Annotated in this window: 14 protein-coding genes; 4 read left to right on the plus strand and 10 right to left on the minus strand. The window is 73.0% G+C overall.

Translation table 11 applies throughout. The features are described from left to right. Positions 1 to 24 precede the first annotated feature (24 nt). Genes uvrB through PV342_RS18165 form a run of 3 tightly spaced genes read right to left on the minus strand, consistent with a single transcriptional unit; the run spans position 25 to position 5,484 of the window. The gene (uvrB, locus tag PV342_RS18155; protein WP_361006182.1) at positions 25 to 2,121 is read right to left on the minus strand and encodes an excinuclease ABC subunit UvrB; all 2,097 of its coding nucleotides are present in this window, start codon (positions 2,119 to 2,121) and stop codon (positions 25 to 27) included. A 49-nt stretch (positions 2,122 to 2,170) separates the two neighbouring features. Continuing rightward, the gene (locus tag PV342_RS18160) at positions 2,171 to 3,313 is read right to left on the minus strand and encodes an acyltransferase family protein (protein ID WP_433418738.1); all 1,143 of its coding nucleotides are present in this window, start codon (positions 3,311 to 3,313) and stop codon (positions 2,171 to 2,173) included. After that, entirely contained in the window at positions 3,310 to 5,484 is a 2,175-nt protein-coding gene (locus tag PV342_RS18165) for a bifunctional polysaccharide deacetylase/glycosyltransferase family 2 protein (protein WP_386989497.1), read from the minus strand. Before PV342_RS18165 ends, PV342_RS18160 begins: the two co-directional genes overlap by 4 nt. A 70-nt stretch (positions 5,485 to 5,554) precedes the next feature. Between PV342_RS18165 and PV342_RS18170 the strand changes: the two genes are divergently transcribed. Both PV342_RS18170 and PV342_RS18175 read left to right on the plus strand, forming a co-directional pair. Continuing rightward, positions 5,555 to 5,791, plus strand: a complete 237-nt coding sequence (locus tag PV342_RS18170; protein ID WP_400803241.1) for a hypothetical protein — start codon at positions 5,555 to 5,557, stop codon at positions 5,789 to 5,791. A 437-nt stretch (positions 5,792 to 6,228) separates the two neighbouring features. Continuing rightward, entirely contained in the window at positions 6,229 to 7,266 is a 1,038-nt protein-coding gene (locus PV342_RS18175; protein WP_500317867.1) for a chitinase, read from the plus strand. Here PV342_RS18175 and PV342_RS18180 read toward each other — a convergent pair. Both PV342_RS18180 and PV342_RS18185 read right to left on the minus strand, forming a co-directional pair. Further along, positions 7,231 to 7,470 (minus strand): MHYT domain-containing protein, encoded by a 240-nt coding sequence (locus tag PV342_RS18180; RefSeq protein ID WP_386989490.1) that lies wholly within the window; start codon positions 7,468 to 7,470, stop codon positions 7,231 to 7,233. The genes PV342_RS18175 and PV342_RS18180 overlap by 36 nt on opposite strands. 304 nt (positions 7,471 to 7,774) lie before the next feature. Beyond that, positions 7,775 to 8,713 carry a hypothetical protein gene (locus tag PV342_RS18185; protein WP_500317870.1) on the minus strand — a complete coding sequence of 313 codons (939 nt, stop codon included), beginning with the start codon at positions 8,711 to 8,713 and terminating at the stop codon, positions 7,775 to 7,777. A gap of 170 nt (positions 8,714 to 8,883) precedes the next feature. On the opposite strand from PV342_RS18185, the gene PV342_RS18190 reads away from it, so the two are divergent. Further along, positions 8,884 to 9,462 (plus strand): methylated-DNA--[protein]-cysteine S-methyltransferase, encoded by a 579-nt coding sequence (locus tag PV342_RS18190; protein ID WP_400803231.1) that lies wholly within the window; start codon positions 8,884 to 8,886, stop codon positions 9,460 to 9,462. Between the two features lie 107 nt (positions 9,463 to 9,569). Further along, on the plus strand, positions 9,570 to 10,373 hold the full coding sequence (locus PV342_RS18195; RefSeq protein ID WP_500317873.1) for an N-formylglutamate amidohydrolase: 804 nt from the start codon (positions 9,570 to 9,572) through the stop codon (positions 10,371 to 10,373). Between the two features lie 19 nt (positions 10,374 to 10,392). On the opposite strand, the gene PV342_RS18200 is transcribed toward PV342_RS18195, so the two are convergent. The 5 genes from PV342_RS18200 to rpsA all read right to left on the minus strand — a co-directional run bounded on the left by PV342_RS18200 (position 10,393) and on the right by rpsA (position 17,687). After that, positions 10,393 to 13,497 carry an alpha-N-acetylglucosaminidase gene (locus tag PV342_RS18200; RefSeq protein WP_500317897.1) on the minus strand — a complete coding sequence of 1,035 codons (3,105 nt, stop codon included), beginning with the start codon at positions 13,495 to 13,497 and terminating at the stop codon, positions 10,393 to 10,395. Positions 13,498 to 13,644: 147 nt separating this feature from the next. Then, positions 13,645 to 14,013 (minus strand): tetratricopeptide repeat protein, encoded by a 369-nt coding sequence (locus PV342_RS18205; RefSeq protein WP_018557227.1) that lies wholly within the window; start codon positions 14,011 to 14,013, stop codon positions 13,645 to 13,647. Between the two features lie 450 nt (positions 14,014 to 14,463). Continuing rightward, positions 14,464 to 15,066: a dephospho-CoA kinase gene (gene coaE, locus PV342_RS18210; RefSeq protein WP_400803226.1), complete on the minus strand. Its 603-nt coding sequence runs from the start codon at positions 15,064 to 15,066 to the stop codon at positions 14,464 to 14,466. 41 nt (positions 15,067 to 15,107) lie between these two features. Then, positions 15,108 to 16,043: a PAC2 family protein gene (locus tag PV342_RS18215; protein ID WP_361006153.1), complete on the minus strand. Its 936-nt coding sequence runs from the start codon at positions 16,041 to 16,043 to the stop codon at positions 15,108 to 15,110. Between the two features lie 147 nt (positions 16,044 to 16,190). Then, positions 16,191 to 17,687 (minus strand): 30S ribosomal protein S1, encoded by a 1,497-nt coding sequence (gene rpsA / locus PV342_RS18220; RefSeq protein ID WP_354795880.1) that lies wholly within the window; start codon positions 17,685 to 17,687, stop codon positions 16,191 to 16,193.

Raw genomic sequence — 17,687 nt, forward strand, 5'->3', positions numbered from 1 at the left:
CAAGAGATTCGACAGCGGCAACGGTCAGGCCACGCCCGCCTCCCTCATCTGCCGCAGCTCCTTCTTCAACTCGCCCACCTCGTCCCGCAGCCGGGCGGCGACCTCGAACTGCAGATCCGCGGCGGCGGTGTGCATCTGGTCGGTCAGTTCGCCGATGAGCTCGGCCAGTTCGGCGGCGGGCAGGCTCTTGGCGGCCCGCTTCTCCCCCGCCTTCGCCGACAGGCCCGGCACCGGTGCCTTGCCGCGCGAGCGCTGGCGGCCCGAGCCCAGCAGCTCCTCGGTGTCGGCGTCCTCGCGGGCGAAGGAGTCCAGGATGCCGGCGATCTTCTTCCGCAGCGGCTGCGGGTCGATGCCCCGCTCCTCGTTGTAGGCGATCTGCTTGGCCCGGCGCCGGTTGGTCTCCTCGATGGCCTTCTCCATCGCCGGGGTGATCTTGTCGGCGTACATGTGGACCTGGCCGGAGACGTTGCGCGCCGCGCGGCCGATGGTCTGGATCAGGGAGGTGCCGGAGCGCAGGAAGCCCTCCTTGTCGGCGTCGAGGATGGCCACCAGCGAGACCTCGGGCAGGTCCAGGCCCTCGCGGAGCAGGTTGATGCCGACCAGCACGTCGAACTCGCCGGCCCGCAGCTCGCGCAGCAGCTCCACGCGGCGCAGGGTGTCGATGTCGCTGTGCAGGTACCGCACCTGGATGCCGAGTTCCAGCATGTAGTCGGTGAGGTCCTCGGACATCTTCTTGGTGAGCGTGGTGACCAGGACGCGCTCGTCGCGCTCGGCGCGCAGCCGGATCTCGTGGACGAGGTCGTCGATCTGCCCCTTGGTGGGCTTGACGATCACCTCGGGGTCGACCAGGCCGGTGGGGCGGATGATCTGCTCGACGACACCGTCGCCCCGGGAGAGCTCGTACTTGCCGGGGGTGGCCGACAGGTAGACCGTCTGACCGACCCGTTCCAGGAACTCCTCCCACTTCAGCGGCCGGTTGTCGAGGGCGGAGGGCAGCCGGAAGCCGTGGTCGACCAGGGTGCGCTTGCGAGAGGCGTCGCCCTCGTACATGGCGCCGATCTGGGGCACGGTGACGTGCGACTCGTCGATGACGAGGACGAAGTCCTCGGGGAAGTAGTCGATGAGGGTGGACGGGGCGGAGCCCGCCTCGCGGCCGTCGATGTGCCGCGAGTAGTTCTCGATGCCGGAGCAGGTGCCGATCTGCCGCATCATCTCGATGTCGTACGTGGTGCGCATCCGCAGCCGCTGCGCCTCCAGCAGCTTGCCCTGCTTCTCCATGACCGCGAGCTGCTCGGCGAGCTCCTTCTCGATGCCGGCGATGGCCCGCTCCATGCGCTCCGGTCCGGCCACGTAGTGGGTGGCGGGGAAGACGTAGAGCTGCTGGTCGTCGGTGATGATCTCGCCGGTGAGCGGGTGCAGGGTGTACAGAGCCTCGATCTCGTCGCCGAACATCTCGATGCGGACGGCGAGCTCCTCGTAGACCGGGAAGATCTCGATGGTGTCGCCGCGCACCCGGAAGGTGCCCCGGGTGAACGCCACGTCGTTGCGCGCGTACTGGATGTCGACGAACTTGCGCAGCAGGGCGTCCCGGTCGATCTCCTCGCCCACCCTGAGCCGGACCATGCGGTCGACGTACTCCTGGGGCGTGCCGAGGCCGTAGATGCAGGACACCGAGGCGACCACGACCACGTCGCGGCGGGTCAGCAGCGAGTTGGTGGTGGAGTGGCGCAGCCGCTCGACCTCCTCGTTGATCGAGGAGTCCTTCTCGATGTAGGTGTCCGTCTGCGGGACGTACGCCTCCGGCTGGTAGTAGTCGTAGTACGACACGAAGTACTCGACCGCGTTGTTGGGCAGCAGCTCCCGGAACTCGTTCGCCAGCTGGGCGGCCAGGGTCTTGTTGGGCGCCATGACCAGGGTCGGGCGCTGCAGCCGTTCGATCATCCAGGCGGTGGTCGCCGACTTTCCGGTACCCGTCGCGCCGAGCAGGACGACATCGTTCTCGCCCGCGCGGATGCGCCGCTCGAGGTCGTCGATGGCGGTCGGCTGGTCGCCGCTGGGCTGGTAGGGGCTGACGACCTCGAAGGGCGCCACACTGCGTTCGATGTCTGATACGGGCCGCATGGGTCAACGGTACGACCCCCCACCGACAACCGGCTCCGACCTGCCCGGATCAGGGCAGGAGGCGGGGCCGGCGCCCCGCCGCGAGGTCCTCCACCAGGCCCGGGAGCAGCACCGCCACCGCGATCAGCACCCAGACGACCGCGAACTGGAACCAGGTGCTGTCCAGGGGCAGCGACAGTTCGAAGGCCCTGACCCGCCACATCAGGTCGATCAGCGGGACGCTGAGCACGAGCGCGACCTCGTGCCACAGGTAGACGGTCACGGCGCGCGCGCTGACGATCCGCACCAGCCGGTCCAACGGCGGGATCCGCCCGGCCGGGCCGGCGCACGGCCGGAAGCGCAGCAGGAGCAGGACGAAGCCGGCCGACCACAGCGCCTGGGCGAGGGGGATCTCGTTGAGGTCGTAGGAGCCGTCCACGCGGTGGGACGAGGTCCACCAGCCGCCCGCCGCCATGGCGGCCGCCGCCAGGACCGCCACCCGTCCGGCCGGTGCCCGGTCGAGCAGCCCGTCGCGGTGGGCGAAGCCGAGCAGCCAGCAGGTCAGGAAGGTCGCCAGGTCGGTGACGGCGGTCCCGGCCGCGCCCTCCGGCGGGATCCAGACCGTCTGCAGGAGCACGACGGGGGCGAGGGAGGCGACGAGCGCGGCGGAGGGCGACCGCCGGAACACCCGCAGCAGCAGCGGCGAGAGCAGGACGAACCACAGGTAGGCACGCACGTACCACAGGACCCCCGTGACCTGCTCGGCCCAGGCGCTGCCCGGCGGGTCGGCCACCGGCACCGCCCACAGGAGCAGCCGCGCCCACCAGCGGCCCGCGTGGTGCTCGCCGGGCGCCCAGCCGTGGAGCAGCATCGCCGGCACCAGGACGGCGCCGAGGCACCACAGCGGCGGCAGGAGCCTGCGCAGCCGCCGCCGCACGACCGACGGCGCGGGCCCCTCCAGGGATCGCGCCATGAACGATCCCGCGAGGGCGAACATCACCCCGAGAGAGGGGAACGCCAGGCTCAGCCAGGCCCAGCCGAACGTGTGGTACGTCACGACGCGGACGAGCGCCAGGGCGCGCAGGAGGTCCAGGTAGCGGTCGCGGCCGCCGCCCGGGGCGGCGGGGGCGCCCGGCGCGGCCCGGCGGGCGGCGTGCCGGCCGGAGGTCCTGGGTCGGGGCAGCGGCGGGGAGGAGGTGTCGGGCGCGGTCATCGGGCGGCTCCCGCGGACGCCTGCGGGGAGCCCACCTCGCCGGTGCGTTCGAGCTTCTGCCAGCGCAGCCGGCCTCCGGTCATGGCCGTGACGCAGGAGTGGATCAGGACGAGGTACATCAACTGCCGGTAGACGATCTGCTGCAGCGGCAGCATCAGCAGATGGCGGTACCGCTCGCGGTCCAGGCGGAAGGCGTACGCCGCGCAGAGGAGTTGGACGGACATCAGCGCGGCCCAGGCGAGGAGTGACCGGGCGGGGTCGACGAAGACGGCGCCGTAGACGGTCAGGAGGTCGATCAGCGGCGCGAAGAGGGGTGTGACGATCTGGAAAAGCACGACCAGCGGCATGCCGACGCGGCCGAAGCGTCCCGAGGGGCCGCGGTCCACCAGGGAGCGCCGGTGCTTCCACAGCGCCTGCATGGTGCCGTAGCTCCAGCGGTACCGCTGCCGCCACAGCTGGCCGATGGTGCCCGGTGCCTCGGTCCAGGCGCGCGCGTGCTCGGCGTACACCACACGCCAGCCCGCACGGTGCAGCGCGATGGTGACGTCGGTGTCCTCGGCGAGGGTGTCGCCGCTCATGCCCCCGGCGTCGATGAGCGCGGCGCGGCGGAAGCCGCCGACGGCACCCGGCACGGTGGGCATGCAGCCGAGCAGGTCGTACATGCGGCGGTCGAGGTTGAAGCCCATCACGTACTCGATGTGCTGCCAGGCGCCGATCACCGTGGCGCGGTTGCCGACCTTGGCGTTGCCCGCGACGGCGCCGACCCTCGGGTCGGCGAAGGGCTGGACGAGCCGGTGCACGGTGCCGGGCTCGAAGACGGTGTCGCCGTCCATCATCACGACGAGTGCGTGACGGGCGTGCTCCAGGCCGCGGTTGAGCGCGGCGGCCTTGCCCGCGTTCTCCTGGCGCACGACGCGCACCCGCGGCAGGCGCATCGCCTCGACGATGCCCGCGGTGCCGTCGGTCGAGCCGTCGTCCACGACGATGATCTCCACCGGGTGGGTGCTCGCCGCGAGTGAACCGACCGTGCTGGCGATGCACTCCTTCTCGTTGTAGGCGGGCACGATGACGCTGACGGGTTCGGTCACCGCCGGCCCCCAGTTGAAGCGGCGGCGGCCGCGGATCCTGGCGTGCCGGCGGGCGAGGACGAGCATCAGGGCGAAGCGGGCCAGGACGGCGACGCCGACCACGACGAGCAGCCAGAACAGGACGGGCATGGTGAACTCGGCCAGGGTCACGACGCCGATGAGGGCGCGCCCCTGCCACAACTCGGCTCCGCTCGCCCGGTGGTTGGCGGTCGTGGCGCCCAGGCTCGCGGTCAGCGTGGTGAAGGTGTAGCCCTTCGCCTTCATGGTGTCGATGTACGTGCCGAGCGCCTCCACGGTCTGGGAGCGGTCGCCCCCGGCGTCGTGGAAGAGCACGGAGGCGCCCTTCCCGTGCCCCGGGGCGGCGTCGCGGACGATGTGTGCGACGCCGGGGCGCCGCCAGTCCTCGCTGTCGGTGTCGACGAAGGCGCTGATGTAACCCTTGGTGCCGAGGTAGCGGTAGACGGGCCACATGGTGTCGTCGACGGCGTCGGGCTCGGAGGAGTACGGGGCGCGGAAGAGCGAGGTCGTGATGCCCGCGGCGCCGGCGAGCGCCAGCTGTGTCTGAGCCAGTTCGCGGTCGATCCTGGCCCTGCTCTGGTACGCCAGGTCGACGTGGGAGAAGGTGTGGACCCCGATCTCGCCGCCGGAGTCGACGATGTCGCGGATGAGCCCGGGGTACCGGGCGGCCATCTGGCCCACGACGAAGAAGGTGCCCGGCACGTCGTGTTCGCGCAGTACGGCCAGCACCTTCGCGGTCCACCGGGGATCGGGGCCGTCGTCGAAGGTGAGCGCGATCGTCCGGGGCGGCAGAGTGTGGCTGACGGGCTCGCCGTCGGCGTCGAAGGTGAGCACCGGCCCGCCCTCGAGGACGGAGGCGGGCACCCGGTCCGAACTCCCGGACTCGTGGACACGGCTGTCGTTGCCGATCTCCGAGTGCAGGTAGCCGTCCAGCAGCATCACGCACACCAGCGCGAACAGTCCCAGCACGGCCATGACGACGCGTGGTCTGGGCACGGCCTGCCTGCCGGCCGACGCCACCTTGGTGATCGCACCGGGTGCCGCGTGCCGGGCCGTCCGTGCCATGGCCGCTCAGTCGTCCCAGCCGTCGCCCGGCGCGGGATCGCCGCCTGCGTCGACCGGAGGGAACGCGGGGGTGTCGGGTCCGGGTGTCGCCGGGACGGAGGCGGACGGCGAGGCGGAGGCCGCCGGGGTGCGCGGCGGGGTGGGCCTCGGGGTGACGCTCGCCGCCGGGGTGGTACCGGTCCTGCCGGGAGCGGCGGTGGCGGTCGCGGAGGCCGTCTCACGGCCCCCGGTGGCGGAGGGGCTCACCTCGGTGGCCGCGACGGCGGTGGGTGCGGCGGCGGGGCGGGCCGCCGGCACGGGGGCGTGAATGGCGTCCGGGGCGCCCGCGGCGCGTTCGCGGCCGCCCCCGGTCCGTCCACCCGCCCCGGCCTGCGCCGAAGCGCCCCCGGGGACGTCGGCACCCGGAATCAGGGTCTGGGGCGCGAAAGGGGTTCCTCCCGCCAAAGCCACCCCCAGCAGCACGGCATATCCCGCGCAGGCGACCCCGACCGCCAGTCCGGCGCGCCGGATAACGCGCGCCCGGCGGCCCGACGCGTCGACGAACACGGGCCCTTCCTCCGTGGACCGCCCACGGGGACAGGCCCGCCGGGAGAGGGAATGCATAGGCGGAATGCTAGCAGCAATTCCCCTCCGCGAATTCCCTGGATTCACTCCGGAATTAATCCCACGAATGGGCCGCACCCCCTTTTCGGTAATTTCCGGGAAGTGGGATCCGGAATTCCCGGGGCGGATAGTCTCTCCGTCATGAAGAGCCGCGCGGCACAGCTGATCACCGGGCTCGTGGCGGTCGCCGTCGGCGCCACGACCGCCTCCCTCCTCACCGGCCGGGAGCCCGCCGGCGCCCCGGCGGCCCGCGCGCCCCAGGGGAGGGAACCGGTGGCCGAGGTGCCCTTCACCCCGTACGTGGACGCCTCGCGCTCCACCGCGTACGACATGGCGGGCGCGGCCCGCAGCACCGGGGCCGACGGTTTCACCCTCGGGTTCGTCACCGCGCGCGGCGGCTGCGCCCCGACCTGGGACGGGCGCGAGGGCATCGCCCACGGCGACCTGGCGGACCGCATCGCCGCGTTGCGCGCCACCGGCCGCGACGTGCGGGTCTCGTTCGGCGGCGCCGACGGCACGGAGCTGGCGGGGGCCTGCCCCGACGTGGACGGACTCGGCTCGGCCTACGCCGAGGTGATCGGCCGTTACCGGCTGACCGGGGTCGACTTCGACGTCGAGGGCGACGACCTGGCGGACACGGCGGCCAGCACCCGCCGGGCGCGCGCCGTCGCCCGCCTCCAGAGGGAGGCGGAACGCGAGGGTCGGACGCTGTCGGTCTCCTTCACGCTGCCGGCGATGCCCTCGGGGCTGACCGCCGAGGCCTCGGCGCTGCTCGCGGACGCCCGGCGCCAAGGGGTCCGCGTCGACAGCGTCAACATCATGGCGATGGACTACGGGGAGTCGTACACCGGGGACATGGGCCGGTACGCGATCCAGGCGGCCACCTCAACGCACCGGCAGCTCAAGGCGCTGCTGGGCCTGCCGGACGCGGCGGCCTGGCGGACCCTCACGGTGACGCCGATGATCGGGGTGAACGACATCAAGGGCGAGGTCTTCACCCTGGGGGACGCTGCGCAACTGGCCGCCTTCGCCCGCGACAAGGGGCTGGGCGGTCTGTCGATGTGGTCCGCCGACCGGGACAGGGCCTGTGAGGACGACCCCGGGAGCACGGCACCGACCCAATGCAGCGGGGTGGGCCAGCCGTCACTGGCGTTCGCGCGGGCCCTCGCGGAAGCGTGAGGCGCCGGCGGCGGACGGAGACCGACGCCCACAGGGCGACGATCGCGGCCAGAACGGCGGGCGGCGTGCGAACCGTGAAGCCGACGAGAACACCCCGAGTTCGACGACCACGATGGCGACCACCAGGCTCGCGAAGGTGACGGGCATGTCGTAGGGGATCCGCAACCCACCCGTGGCGAAGCCCGTCACGGCGATGAAGTGCACCGTCCGGATGCCGGATGCCGGAGCCGATTGCCGCGGAACGCGGCGCGAGCCGGCCGGCCCGTCGCGAAGGGCGCTTGCCAAGCGCCCTGGTCGTGCAGCGCGGCCCGAGGGCGGCGCCCGAGCAGGCCGCCATCAACCCCGCGAGAGGGGTCGCCCCATCGGTGGCCGAGTCCGTTGACCGTTCCCTATGTGCCGCTCACGGCACCCTCCGCCGTTTTCGTCCGCCGCGCTGCCGCACGCCAGGGTCGCGGGCCGCCCGGCGCGGCATCCTCACGACGGCTTCAATCGCGCGGACACCCGTGCGTCATCTCGTTCCGGGCAGTGCCGTGATCCGCTCCAGCGGCCCGTACGGCCCTTCCGCCAGGGCGTTGCGCAGGGCGGCGACGACCTCGGCGGGGCTGCGGGTGAGCGCGGCGGGCGCGATCCGCAGCACACGCAGTCCCAGCGACTCCAGCCGGCCGCGCCCCGTGCCCGGGCCGAGGTCCAGGACGAGGCCGTCGCGCACCCAGTAGGCGTCCGGCGAGCCCAGGAAGGCGCCGTCGAACTCGAGCGTGGGACGCCACAGGGGTTGCCGCAGCCCCGACCGGGCCACCAGGGCTCGGGCCATCGGCTCCGCGGGGGCCGCGCGCGGGCCGGAGTCCACGGCGTCCAGCAGGGCGGCCACGGCGGGGCGCCGGGCGAGCACCGCACCGCCCAGTTCCGCGGCGAGCGCGGCCGCGGGCACGCCGAGCGCCGCGACGAGTTCGCGGACCACCTCCAGGGCCCACTCGGGGTCGATGGACTCCCGTACGCCGTCGGCCGCCGCCCGGACGACCGGGGCCACGGGCACTCCGTCCACGGTGTCGGGCACGGGGAGCCCGCGGCCGTGGTGGACCCGCACCCAGGTGTGGGTGCGGATGCGGCGCTCGCTCGGCACGAGAACGTCCACCACCGGGAGCCCGCACGGCGGCGCGGCGACGGCGACGCCGTGCAGGGCGAGCCCCGCCACACCGGTGATCATGGCCGGGACCTGCGGATGCCCGGCGAAGGCCAGTGCCGCCCTGGACCGCTGTGCGGCGGTGAGCGGACCGGAGTGGAGAACGACCACCCTGGGCAGCGGCCGCTGCCACCGGCCGCCGGGGCGGCACCATTCGCGCAGCCTGCTCTGCGGTACGCCCACCGCGGCGAGTTGGGCGACGGTGGCGACCCGGTCCTGTTCCCGGGCGAGCCGGCGGACGGCATGGGTGAAGTCGTTTTGCGTCATGCGCGCCCCATCCCCCTCGTGACCGATCAACTACCGCTTGTGACAGACCTGTCGAGAACGGCCACTCTCCCGGGTGGCAGGGCGTGCGGCCGGTTGCCGGCACCGTACGGGGACGGCGACCGGCACCGGGCCGGCACCGGCTGTCGGTGCCCCGCCCTAGGGTGGGAACCGTGACGCAACCCCAGACCCCTGCCACCGAGGTCGCCTGGACGGTGCTGGATACACCGATCGGGCCGCTGCTGCTCGCCGCGACCGGGCAGGGCCTTGTCCACGTGGCCTTCCGGACCGGGGAGGAGGAGGCCCCCGCCGTGCTGGAGCGGATCTGCTCCCGGCTGGGCGCCGCGGCAGCGCGCAGGCCCGGGTCCGCGAGCGCCGCGGGAGCCCGGCTGGACGAGGCGATACCGCAGGTGGAGGCGTACTTCGCCGGGACGCGGCACACCTTCGACCTCGACTTCGACTGGTCGCTGACGACCGGCTTCAACCGCCGCGTGCTGCGCGAGCTGTCGGCCGGTGTCCCGTTCGGCAGCGTGGTCGGCTACCAGGATCTGGCGAACCGGGTCGGCGAGCCGGGCGCGGCCCGGGCCGTGGGGACGGCCATGGGCTCCAACCCGCTGCCCGTCGTCGTCCCGTGCCACCGGGTCCTGGAGAGCGACGGCGGCATCGGCGGCTTCGGCGGAGGCCTGCGCATGCTCGACATCAAGCGCTCGCTGCTGGCCTTGGAAGGTGTGCTGCCGGAGCCGCTGTTCTGACCTGCCGCCCACACCGCCGTGGACGGCATCCGTCACAAGGGCGGGTGCCCGCGGGTGACTCCGGCGGCGCCGATGGGAGGCGGGGAGGAGCGGAGAGGGGTGGAGAAATGGATGAATCGACGTTCCGTGTCACCGAGGGCGCACCGGACTCACCGGTGCTCCTCCATGTCCCGCACAGTGCCCGCACCGTGCCCGGGCACGTCCGCGAGCGCATCCTCCTGGACGACGACGCGCTGGGCGCCGAACTCGACCACATGACGGACTCCTACACCGACCTGATCGCCGTGCGCGCCGCCGCGCGGACCGGCGCCTGGCGGTTCACCAACCTCCTGTCGCGGCTGGTGGTCGACCCCGAGCGGTTCCCGGACGAGCGGGAGGAGATGCGCGCCGTCGGCATGGGCGCCGTCTACACCCGCACCTCGCACGGCGCCCCCCTGCGCGAGGACGACCCCCGCCACGAACGGGATCTGCTGGACGCGTACTTCGAGCCGTACGCGGCCGCCATGACGGCCGCCGTCCAGGAACGACTCGCGGCCACCGGACGGGCGGTCGTCATCGACGTGCACTCCTACCCCGCCGCGCCGCTCCCCTACGAACTGCACGGCGGCGGGCCCCGCCCCGCGGTCTGCCTGGGCACCGACGCCTTCCACACCCCGGCCTGGCTGCTGGACGCGGCCCGCGAGGCCTTCGCGCCGTGCGGCGAGATCGGCCTCGACTCGCCGTTCGCCGGCACCTATGTGCCGTTGAAGCACTATGGCGAGGTGCGCGAGGTGTCGGCGCTGATGATCGAGATCCGCCGGGACGGATACATGACGGAGCCCGGCGGTGCCCCCGGCGAGGGAGTGGACCGGCTCGGTGACGCCCTGGCGGCCCTCGTCGCCGCCGTCGGCACGGGTGACGGCACCGGCTGAGGGCGAGGGGCCGCCGGGTTCAGCCGATGCGGAAGCCGGTGAACTCCACCAGGCCGCGGTCGCCCGTGCCGCCGTTGCCCGCGGTCATGAAGAGCCCCACGTCCTGCGTCCGGGCCGCGGCCGGGACCGTCACGGTCGCGACCTTCCGCCATGTCGTCCCGTCGTCGGTGCTGCACTCCCCCGTGTACGCGCGACCCCGGCGGCGCAGCCTCAGCAGCACCGGGGCCCGCACTCCGGCGAGCCGCCGGTAGCGGTTGAGCAGGCCGCCGCCGTCGGAGTCGTACGACAGCGTCACCCCGTGCCCGGGGCTCACCGCCAGGTTCAGGAAGCCCGGGGCGGCCGGATCGTCGAGGTCGTCGCGGACGACGATGCCCGCCCGCGCCCATGCGGCGGTGTTCGCCTGGCTGTCCACCCGGGTGGTGACCGTCCCTCCGTCGCTCAGCGCGCCGCGCCGCAGCAGCGCCGCGAACTCGGCGGTGCCCTTCCACAGGTCGCGCCCGGCGCCGTCGATGGCGAAGCGGTCGCCGAGCTGACCGAAGACGGCGCCGGTGCCGTTGACGGTGTGGTACTCGCCGTCCAGCGGGCCCGCGACGTACAGGTCCCCCGCGGCGACCGCGGGCACCCGCGCGCCGCCCGGCACCGGCTCGTACGCGGCCCGCGCCTCGTACCGCAGCGGCGACAGCGGCCGCTCGGGACGCGCCTCGGGCGCGGTGACGTGCCAGCTGGCACGGCCGGTGCCGCCGGCCGCCACGCGCGGCAGCGACAGCGCCCCTCGGGGTGCGGCCCGCACGCCGTTGGTGGTCAGGGAGAAGCCGACCGTGCCCGTGGGGGCGAGCCCGTTGGTGTTGGTGAACTCGGCCGTCACCAGGGCGCGGCCGCCCGGTACCAGCGTCGCAGGCTGCGCGGTCACGGCCAGCGTGCCCTGGTAGGGGGTCGCGGCAAGGGTCTCGTAGGCCCGCCGGGCGAGCGTGTGCGCGTCGCCGGTGGGCCGGGTGGGGTAGCTCCCGGCGCGCTTCGTCCAGCGCTCCTCGGTGCGGTACCAGTCGGCTTCCCTCGGTGCACGGCGGGTGCCGAGGGAAGCCGCGCAGTCGTCCAGGAAGGTCCGCCAGCGCGGCAGGTAGAAGTCCGCGACCAGGCCGTTCCAGTCCCGGTTGGCGTACTCGTGCAGTGACACCGAGGTCGCGCGCCCGCCCCAGGTGGTGATCAGCACCCGCGCGGTGCGCTCGAGTTCGGCGCGCTGCGCGTCCGCCCCTCCCCAGGCCCGGGCCTCCGCGAGCCAGGGGCCGAGCAGGAACGCCCGGTGACCGCCCGCCACCTCGTCGGCCAGCCGCATCAGCCGCAGCCACACCTCGGACAGCTGGCGGAAGACCGCCGCGTCGCCGCGCTCGAACGCGGCGCGCAGTTGCGGCAGGAGCTGCCGGCTGCGGTTGGCGACGGCCTGCCGGGCGACGTCGATCAGGTCGTAGCGGTAGGCGTCGCTTCGGCGTGCCCCGGCGGACACGGCCAGCAGTGCGGCGAACGCCGTGTCGAAGGCGGTGGGATCGTAGGTGAGGGTGTTCGGCGCGTACACGCTGGCGGAGTCGGCGGTCAGCGAGGGGCGGGCCGTGAACAGGCTGTCGTGGGCGTCGGCGCGCTCCAGAGCGTCGTGCCGGTAGGCGGTGCGGCGCAGTGCCTGCCAGGCGACGCGGGCCTGGCCGTCCTCGGTGCCGTAACGGGTGCGCGCGTAGGTGTCGAACCAGGTCGGCAGGTCCACCCGCTGCTCGTGCCAGGGCAGTTCGCAGAAGAGCTCGAAGGCGGCCGGGTCGCGTTCGGCGGCCTCCGGCAGGTAACAGGTGCCGGACAGGGCGCTGCCGGGCTTGTCCCGCCAACTGAAGAAGCGGTCGGCCCACACATGGGTCTTGGCGCCGATCGTCGTCCGGCCGCCGAAGTTGGGGATGGAGCCGAAGGCGTACGGGGTGCCCGCCCAGTCCCGCTCGCGGTCGGTGACCGAGACGTAGCGGTCGGAGACGCCGTCCACGACGAGCATCCGCTCCTTGTCGACGGCTCCCAGCAGATCGGCCCGCGGATTCTTCTCCCAGCCGAGGATCACCCAGGTCGCGCGGGGGTGCGCCGCGCTCAGCGCCTCCTGGACGCCCCGGGCGGCCGCGGGCACGGGCACGTCGCCCGCGGTCCCGCCCTCATGGAGCAGGTCCATCTTGAAGTACCCGGCCTCGCCGAACAGCTTCTTCTGGTGGCGGTAGAAGGATGCGGCCACGGCGGCGAAGGCGCCGCTGCGCGGGTCGAGCCAGCCCGGGCGGGCGAAACCGTGCCAGGTGCCCTGCGGGACGACGCGCGCCCCCGCGTTGCGTCCGGCGAAGCCGTCCGGGACGGTGCCGAAGTAGCCCGGCAGCACCGGGGCCATGCCCAGTTCCCGCAGCCGCGCGGTGATCCTGCGGCCCAGCGCGGCGCGGGCGTCGACGATGCCCGGGGTCAGCGGGCCGCCGTACCCGGACAGGTTCTGCAGCAGCCACCACGGCTGGTGGGACGGGGCCGGCAACCACGCCAGGGCCTCGCGGTCGGAGTAGCCGAACTCGCGCAGCACACGCCGGTACACGGCCTCGGCGCCGGCCACCACCAGCACCTCGTTGCAGCCGTGCAGTGCCAGGACGTCGATGAAGCGCTCCCAGCGCGACCAGTCGGCGTAGGGGGCGGTGTAGCCGTCGTTGGTGTCGTTCAGGACGAAGCGGTGCGGCACGGTGGCGCGCCGGGCGATGCCGTCCGGGGGCGGGGCGGGAAGCGTCGCGGGCAGGGCGTCCAGGCTGTCGCCCACCCAGGAGACGCCCACGCCGCACACATGCTTGAGGTACCAGCGCACGCCGCACAGCAGTGTGGCCGGTGACGTCCCGGCCACCTCGACGCGGCCCCGCCCGCCCGCGATCCGGAAGCGGTCGGCCCCTTCGCCGTCCTTGCCGCCGTTCCCCTGGCCCAGCGCGACCAGCCTGAACTGCCCCGCGTGGCGCGGCAGCAGCCGGCCCAGCGCGGCGTGCGCGGGCGCGGTGTCAAAGGAGGCGGCCATGGTCGCGCCCGCCGCCCCCGCGGGGAACACCGCGCCCGCCGCGGTCGCGGCGGCGGAACCCAGCAGCATCCGCCTGGTCACTCGAGTCACGGCCGGCTCCCGACAGTTGGGGCTGCGTCAGAACGCGTGCCCCGGAACCGTAACGGGAGTGACGATGCGGATCAATGTGACGCGAGGGGTGTTCGCCGTAAAACCGGGCGAACTCCCCGGCCTGGCTCACGCCGGGTCGGGGAAGCGGGCCGCCTGCAGGTAATCGGGCTTGGGGTCGAGCGCCGCCGCCAGCCGGAAGTGCCGCAGCGCCTCGGCCGACCGGCCGGAACGCTCCAGGGTGCGGCCCAGGGCGAAGTGCGCGTACGCGTTGTCCGGCTCGCGCTCCAGGACGACCTGGAACTCCAGCTCGGCCGGGCGCAGCTGCGCCGACAGGAAGAAGGCCCGGGCGCGCAGCAGCCGCGCGGCCGTGTTCTCCGGGTGGGCGGCGATGACCGAGTCCAGCAGCTTCACCGCCCCGCGGGCGTCGCGGGCCGCCAGCAGATGCTCGGCCGCGCGGAAGTCGATGACGTGGTTCTCGGGGCTCTGCTCGGGCACAGCCGCCTCCTTCCCCGGGCACTCAACAGCTCACAACTACCCAACATCACCATCCGCATATGCATTCCCCAGGGAACAGCGGCGGGCCCTCGGCCCTCCCCGTCCACCGGACGCCGTTCCGCAGCACCGCGGGCCCCGGCCGGTCCTTCGGCGCCTCCAGGGCCACCGGTGCCGCGCCGTCGGCCTCGGCGACCGGCCGCGCGGGGTCCGCGACCGCGGCCGGGCCCGGCGCGACGGCGGGGGCGGGGCCGGGGCGGGGTGCGGTTCGGCGGCCGGTCCGGCAGAGGGCCGCGGTCGCTCCCGGCCGCGCGCTCGAAGAAGCGCAGGCCCAGCCCCAGCACCACGACGGCGATCCCGATCGCGGCCGACACGGCTTCCACCCCCATCCCCCTCCTGTCCACGGCGCGGCGACGCCACTGCCCCGTGGACGTCCGCGGAGAGGGTTCCGGATCAGCTCTCGACGATCTTGTGACGCAATTGCTCCCACACCTGCCGGACCTGGGGCTCCAGTGCCTCCAGCGGCCCGTCGTTGTCGATCACGACGTCGGCGACCGCCAGCCGCTGCTCCCGGGTGGCCTGCACCGCCATCCGGGCCCGGGCGTCCTCCTCGGCCATCCCGCGCAGCCGCACCAGCCGGTCCAACTGGGTCTGCGGGGCGGCGTCCACCACCACGACCACGTCGTACAGCGGCGCCAGACCGTTCTCCGCCAGCAGCGGCACGTCGTGCACGACGACGGCGTCCGGGCCCGCGGCCCGCTCCAGCTCGGCCGAGCGGTCCCGGACCAGCGGGTGGACGATCGCGTTCAGCGCCCGCAGCCGCTCGGGGTCGGAGAAGACGATCGCGCCGAGCTTCGGGCGGTCCAGGGACCCGTCGGCGGCCAGCACCTCCGCGCCGAACTCGGCGGCCACCGACGCCAGCCCGGGTGTGCCGGGCTCCACCACTTCGCGCGCGATCCGGTCGGAGTCGATCAGCACCGCCCCGTACGAGACCAGCAGCCGCGACACCGCGCTCTTGCCCGCCCCGATCCCGCCCGTCAGCCCCACTTTGACCATGGCGCGAGACTACCGGTGCCCCCGCGCACCCACGAGCCCGGTCAGGCGCCGTCGTCCTCGCGGTCGGCCAGGAAACGCTCGAACTCCGCCGCCAGGTCGTCCGCCGACGGCAGTTCGACCGGCTCGGCGATCAGGTTCTGCCGGCTGCTGCCGCCCGCCATCGCGTCGTACTGGTTCTCCAGGCCCTGCACCACAGCGACCAGTTCCACATCGCCGTCGGCGACCTGGCGGTCGATCTCGGCGCGCACCGTGTGCGCCTCCATCCGCAAAGCGTGCGCCACCTGCGGCAGCACCAGGCCGGTGGCGGCCGTCAGCGCCTCCACCACGGCCAGCGCCGAGTCCGGGTACCCCGAACGCGCCAGGTAGTGCGGTACGTGCGCGGCGACTCCCAGCACGTCACGGCCCGCCTCGGCCAGCCGGTACTCGATCAGCGACTCGGCGCTTCCGGGCACCTGCGCCTCGTCGAACCAGGTGCGGTGTCCCGGCACCAGGTCCAGCCGGTTGCCGTGCGGCGTCAGCCCCACCGGCCGCGTGTGCGGCACGCCCATGGGGATGCCGTGGAAGTTCAACGCCAGCCGCACGCCCAGGCGCTCGACGATCTGCACCACCGCCGCGGCGAAGCGCTCCCACTCGATGTCCGGCTCGTGGCCCGACAGCAGCAGGAACGGCGAGCCCGTGCTGTCACGGACCAGCCGCAGCGCGATCTCCGGCGCCTCGTAGCCCGTCCAGCGGTCCCGCTTGAAGGTCATCAGCGGACGGCGCGCCCGGTAGTCCACCAGGCGGTCCGCGTCGAAACGCGCCACCAGCCGGTGCTCCTGCCGTTCCAGCAGTTCCTCGACGACCTGCGACCCGGTCTCACCTGCGTCGATGTACCCCTCGAAGTGGTACAGCAGCACGGGCCCGGTCTCACCGAACGCCTCGTCGACCGCCTCTGCCCCGCCCGGCTCGTATGCGTACAGCCCCTGCGGATCCAGCACTGCGCACCCTTCCCTCGGTCTTCGTCAACTCTGAGTGCAACGGGCCGTACAGCCCGCGCATTCCCGCCCGGACCCGGCGAACGCGGAAGGACCCGCCCTCCAAAGGAGAGCGGGTCCTTCCGTGATGCGTGGGCGTGGGCCCTGCGATCAGCTCTGGCCGCCGGCCAGCTTCTCGCGGAGCGCCGCCAGCGCCTCGTCCGAGGCGAGGGCGCCGGACTGGTCACCGGACTCCGAGGAGTACGAGCCGCCGGTCGGGCCGGCCGGAGCCGCCTCGCCGGCCGCGGCCGCGGCCTCGGCGTCCGCCTCGCGGGACTTGATGACCTGGGCCTGGTGCTGCTCGAAGCGCGTCTGCGCCTCGGCGTACTGGTGCTCCCAAGCCTCGCGCTGGGTCTCGTAGCCCTCGAGCCAGTCGTTGGCCTCGGGGTCGAAGCCCTCGGGGTAGATGTAGTTGCCCTGGTCGTCGTAGGACGCGGCCATGCCGTACAGGGTCGGGTCGAACTCGACCGAGGCCGGGTCGGCACCGAAGGACTCGTTGGCCTGCTTCAGCGAGAGGCTGATGCGGCGGCGCTCGAGGTCGATGTCGATGACCTTGACGAAGATCTCGTCGTTGACCTGGACGACCTGCTCCGGGATCTCCACGTGGCGCTCGGCCAGCTCGGAGATGTGGACCAGACCCTCGATGCCCTCGTCCACGCGGACGAACGCACCGAACGGCACCAGCTTGGTGACCTTGCCGGGGACGACCTGGCCGATCTGGTGCGTACGGGCGAACTGCTGCCACGGGTCTTCCTGGGTCGCCTTCAGCGACAGGGAGACACGCTCGCGGTCCATGTCGACGTCCAGGACCTCGACCGTGACCTCCTGGCCGACCTCGACGACCTCGGAGGGGTGGTCGATGTGCTTCCAGGACAGCTCGGACACGTGCACGAGGCCGTCCACGCCACCCAGGTCCACGAAGGCACCGAAGTTGACGATGGAGGAGACGACGCCGGAGCGCACCTGGCCCTTCTGGAGGGTGGTGAGGAAGGTCTGGCGGACCTCGCTCTGGGTCTGCTCCAGCCAGGCGCGACGGGACAGGACCACGTTGTTGCGGTTCTTGTCCAGCTCGATGATCTTGGCCTCGAGCTCCTTGCCGACGTACGGCTGGAGGTCGCGGACACGGCGCATCTCGACCAGGGAGGCGGGGAGGAAGCCGCGAAGGCCGATGTCGAGGATGAGACCACCCTTGACGACCTCGATGACGGTACCGGTGACGATGCCGTCCTCTTCCTTGATCTTCTCGATCGTGCCCCAGGCGCGCTCGTACTGGGCGCGCTTCTTGGACAGGATCAGACGACCCTCCTTGTCCTCCTTCTGGAGAACCAGGGCCTCGATCTCGTCGCCCACGGCGACGACCTCGTTGGGGTCGACGTCGTGCTTGATCGAAAGCTCGCGCGAGGGGATGACACCCTCGGTCTTGTAACCGATGTCGAGCAGGACCTCGTCCCGGTCGACCTTCACGATGACGCCGTCGACGATGTCGCCGTCGTTGAAGTACTTGATCGTCTCGTCGATCGCGGCGAGGAAGGCTTCCTCGGAACCGATGTCGTTGACCGCCACCTGCGGGGTGGTACGAGGGGCCTGGGCCTCGGTGCTGCTCGTCAT

The organism is Streptomyces sp. PA03-3a (assembly GCF_033792735.1).
In the GTDB taxonomy this organism is placed as follows: Bacteria; Actinomycetota; Actinomycetes; order Streptomycetales; family Streptomycetaceae; genus Actinacidiphila.